Source organism: Nevskia sp., assembly GCF_023266035.1.
In the GTDB taxonomy this organism is placed as follows: domain Bacteria; phylum Pseudomonadota; class Gammaproteobacteria; order Nevskiales; family Nevskiaceae; genus Nevskia.
Genome location: NZ_JAHFRY010000001.1, coordinates 1 through 3,474, shown reverse-complemented (window position 1 = coordinate 3,474; position 3,474 = coordinate 1). Strand labels below are relative to the sequence as shown.

Genomic DNA, 3,474 nt, shown 5'->3' with positions numbered 1-3,474 from the left:
ACCTGCAACTATCACGGTTGGTCGTTCACCGCCGATGGTGCGCTCGCGGCCGTGCCGCTGGAAAAAGAGGCCTACTTCGGCGAGATCGATCGTTCGAAGCACGGCTTGGTGCCGGTGGCGCAGGTGCAGAGCTACAAGGGCCTGATCTTTGGCAACTTCGATCCCGATGCGCCATCGCTTGTCGACTACCTCGGCGATGTGAAGTGGTATCTCGATGTATGGCTGGATGCCATGCCGGGTGGCACCTCGCTGGTTGGTGAGACGCAGAAGATCGATTTCCCCACCAACTGGAAATTTCCGGTGGAGAACGTTTGTGGGGACGGCTATCACCTGGGCTGGGCCCATCATGCGGCCATGCAAGCGGTGCAAACCATGGATTTGGCCGGCCTCCGCGCAGGCAATGCCGATGCTTCGGGCTTGGATATGGGCATGTCGGTGGCCGGGCTCAACGGACACATGGTGCTCGCCGCGCTCGACGGTCAGTCGGGGTATGCGTTCTACCCAAACCCAAAACCCTTCGTCGATTACCTCGAAGCAAACCGCTCAAAGGTGGTGGAGCGGCTGGGCGCGGTTCGCGCGCAAAAACTATGGGGATCGCAGCTCAACATCACCATATTTCCCAACCTGCAACTCTTGCCGGGTTTGAACTGGTTTCGGGTTTATCACCCCAAGGGTCCGGGCAAGGTGGAGCAGTGGACCTGGGCGATGACCGAAAACGACATGCCCAACGACATCAAGGGCATGATCCTGGACAACCAGTGTCTGACCTTCGGGCCCGCAGGTCTGTTTGATAACGATGATGGCGACAATCTCGCAGCCTGCACGGAGCAATCGCGTGGATGGCGCACGGCGCAGATGGATCTCTACACGCACATGGCCTTGGGGCACTCGGCGCGACGCGAGGGATTCCCGGGCGACATTGCTACCGGCCTGGTCAGTGAGCACAACCAGCGCTACTTCTATCGTCGTTGGCAGGAGCTCACCGGAGCTGCATCGTGGAAAGACGTGCCCAGCTATAACCTCAATCGTCTGGCTTCGGAGGGCTGAACATGGGCATTCAAGAAAACCATGAGCTGCAACATCTGCTCGACCTGCGCGCGCTCGAAGATGCCCTGTACCGTGAAGCACGACTGCTAGACGAGGAACGATTCACGGACTGGCTTGATCAGACCGCAGAAGACATCATCTATCGCATGGCGCTGACGAGCCGGCGCTTCCGTAAAGATCGCGCGCCGCCGCTGGTGCTTGGCAGCGGCTATATCTTCAATGACACCCGCGATCGGCTCGCGCTGCGCATCAAGCGCCTGCAGTCCGGCTATGTATGGGCGGAGGATCCGCCCAATTTCGTGCGTCGGGTGGTGAGCAATGTCGAGATCGTGCCGACATCGGTGGCCGCCGAGATGCAGGTGTACTCCGTCATCTCGATTCATCGCAGCCGCATCGATAGCCAGGCCCGTTCCCTGATCGCCGGGCGCGAAGATTGCTGGCGCAAGGTCGAACACCGATGGCTGCTGGCACGTCGCGAGATCAGGCTCGACCACAGCACGGTGCCGGACACCAATCTGAACGTGTTCTTCTGACCAGGGTTCGCAGGTTGGCAGTGGCGAAATCCGCTTCTCGTCAGCCTCCTGCCCCACGTGCGCCAAAGCACTACACGCAGTGAAAATCCGCGAAATCTATGCAATTGGTCAGACTGTGCGCCTCTGGGGATCGAAGCTGAGCGGCACCGGACTAGCATTTTTCCGTCATGGCCCAGCAAGCGCCGATGACGGGGCGGCGACGAGAGCTATTGTTCGGGCTTCAAGGCGAAAATCCTTAGTCTTACCGCCTCAATAAAATCAAGCCACCATGTGACGTTCTTCAAGCAAGAGTAGAACTGCGATGAAGGCAAGCTAGCGGTTTGATGCGTATCTGGATTATCTGTCCGATGGATTGTGTCATGCGGACCGGGACGCAGGTCTTCGGGGTTAATGCACGGGGCTGATGCTGACGCCTCCTCGCACGAGGGTGGAACCGATGGCGGCAGGGCTGGATCTACTGAATGTCCGTGCTGTTCATCAATCCCTGCGCCACCTCGTCGCGAAGGCGGATTGGTCAGATGCAGAGTTGCTGTGCCGGGTTTGTGACTCCCGACCCTGCGCCATCAGTTCAGCGTGGCGCACACCGCAACATTGCCGGAATGTCCGTGCTGCGGGCTTCGAAAGATCAATTTACGCTTGCAGCACAGTAGGATTAGAGGCTGGAATAATGAAAGGGTTCTATATGCAGTCGTTCCGGCGCAATGCCCATGCGGCGCAGCAGGCGCGCGGTCGAATCGACGGCGTGCGGCGATCCAAAGATGTAAGCGCGAAATCCGCTGAGACAACCGAGGTCGTCGGCAATGATGTCGGTTAGCAGTCCGTGGCGTTCCCCCCGCCCGAGGATCCCGCCGCCGATGACCCGTTCATTGCGGCGTACGACCCTCAGCTTTTTGACAAGCGAGGCAAGATCGCCGGTTCCATACGCGTCCTCAGCCATCAGAAAGCCGGAATAGATGTGCATCGGATTTTTTGTCTCAGCGTCGACAGATGCACGCAGCAGCGCCATCATCGGGCCGAGGCCGGTACCGCTGGACACGTAAAGCGTCGGCTCCACGCCGTGGCATCGAAGATAGGTGGTACCTAGCGGACCACGGAGGCGCAGGGTATCTCCGACTTTCAGATTCTCAACTAGATACCGGGATGCACGCCCGTCCCGGTGAATCTGGATGTCGAAAATGAGCTCTGGATCACTTGGCAGACAGGCAGCCGAGTACATGCGGATAATGTTCGAAGACAGGGTCACTTCGAAGTGTTGACCTGGTGCGAACTGTACGGATTTCTGGGGGCGTAGGAAAATTCGTCGTACGCGCTCGGCCATCGGCACAATCGCGACGATCTGGGCGCGAATAATCTGGGGAGGCAGCACCAGAATGTCATTGCGATCAGGGAGTTCCAGCAGGCAGTCAGCATTGGGTGCTGTCTGGCAGGCGAGGACGATAGATTTATCGAGTGGATCGGCGCTCAGGCAGTTCTCGGATGAAACGCGGTCCGGGTAGGTCAGAACACAATGGCAAAGTCCGCAGCGTCCGTCTTCGCAACTGTAGGAAATGGGTTCCTTTTGGCGGCGAAGTGCCGCCAATAAGGTCTCTCCAGGCTCGATGTCGAGAACACGACTGTCTGGCAGCAAGGTCAGCAGCATTGGTAACCTATCCTCGGACGGAGAAAAGCTCGACCATAAGGTTCCGCAGCCACAGGTTGGCAGGATCCCGGTGCAGTCGTCGGTGCCAGTAAGCGTCAATGTTCACGGTCGGCAATCCGATGGGGTGGGTCAGGCTCACGAGGCCGAAGGGCTGTTCGAGCAGGTGCGCGAATGCCTCCGGCAACGTCGCAACTATATCGGTGGCCTGCAGGATATGACCAACGGCCATGAAGTGGGGAACCGTCAGCTTCACCT

3 protein-coding genes and 2 pseudogenes are annotated in these 3,474 nt (G+C 58.8%); 3 read left to right on the top strand and 2 right to left on the bottom strand.

The genetic code is table 11. The features are described 5' to 3' along the window. From Q0D45_RS00025 to Q0D45_RS00015, 3 genes and pseudogenes are all read left to right on the top strand, one after another. On the top strand, positions 1-1,047 hold a 1,047-nt coding region (locus tag Q0D45_RS00025), incomplete at its 5' end, for an aromatic ring-hydroxylating dioxygenase subunit alpha (RefSeq protein WP_293387009.1). Positions 1,048-1,049: 2 nt separating this feature from the next. Then, complete coding sequence (locus Q0D45_RS00020; protein ID WP_293387007.1) at positions 1,050-1,580, top strand: 3-phenylpropionate/cinnamic acid dioxygenase subunit beta; 531 nt, start codon at positions 1,050-1,052, stop codon at positions 1,578-1,580. 331 nt (positions 1,581-1,911) lie between these two features. After that, positions 1,912-2,124, top strand: a pseudogene (locus Q0D45_RS00015) (transposase); the annotation flags it as partial. 108 nt (positions 2,125-2,232) lie between these two features. Here the strand turns inward: Q0D45_RS00015 and Q0D45_RS00010 are convergent. Together Q0D45_RS00010 and Q0D45_RS00005 are read right to left on the bottom strand one after the other, a co-directional pair. Continuing rightward, complete coding sequence (locus tag Q0D45_RS00010) at positions 2,233-3,219, bottom strand: 2Fe-2S iron-sulfur cluster binding domain-containing protein (protein ID WP_293387005.1); 987 nt, start codon at positions 3,217-3,219, stop codon at positions 2,233-2,235. Positions 3,220-3,226: 7 nt separating this feature from the next. Next, a pseudogene (locus Q0D45_RS00005) lies at positions 3,227-3,474 on the bottom strand (LysR family transcriptional regulator); the annotation flags it as partial.

Bases quoted from the DNA above. Each gene is read 5' to 3' on its own strand.
- Q0D45_RS00020 (WP_293387007.1), top strand. From the start codon at position 1,050: ATGGGCATTCAAGAAAACCATGAGCTGCAACATCTGCTCGACCTGCGC.
- Q0D45_RS00010 (WP_293387005.1), bottom strand. From the start codon at position 3,219: ATGCTGCTGACCTTGCTGCCAGACAGTCGTGTTCTCGACATCGAGCCT.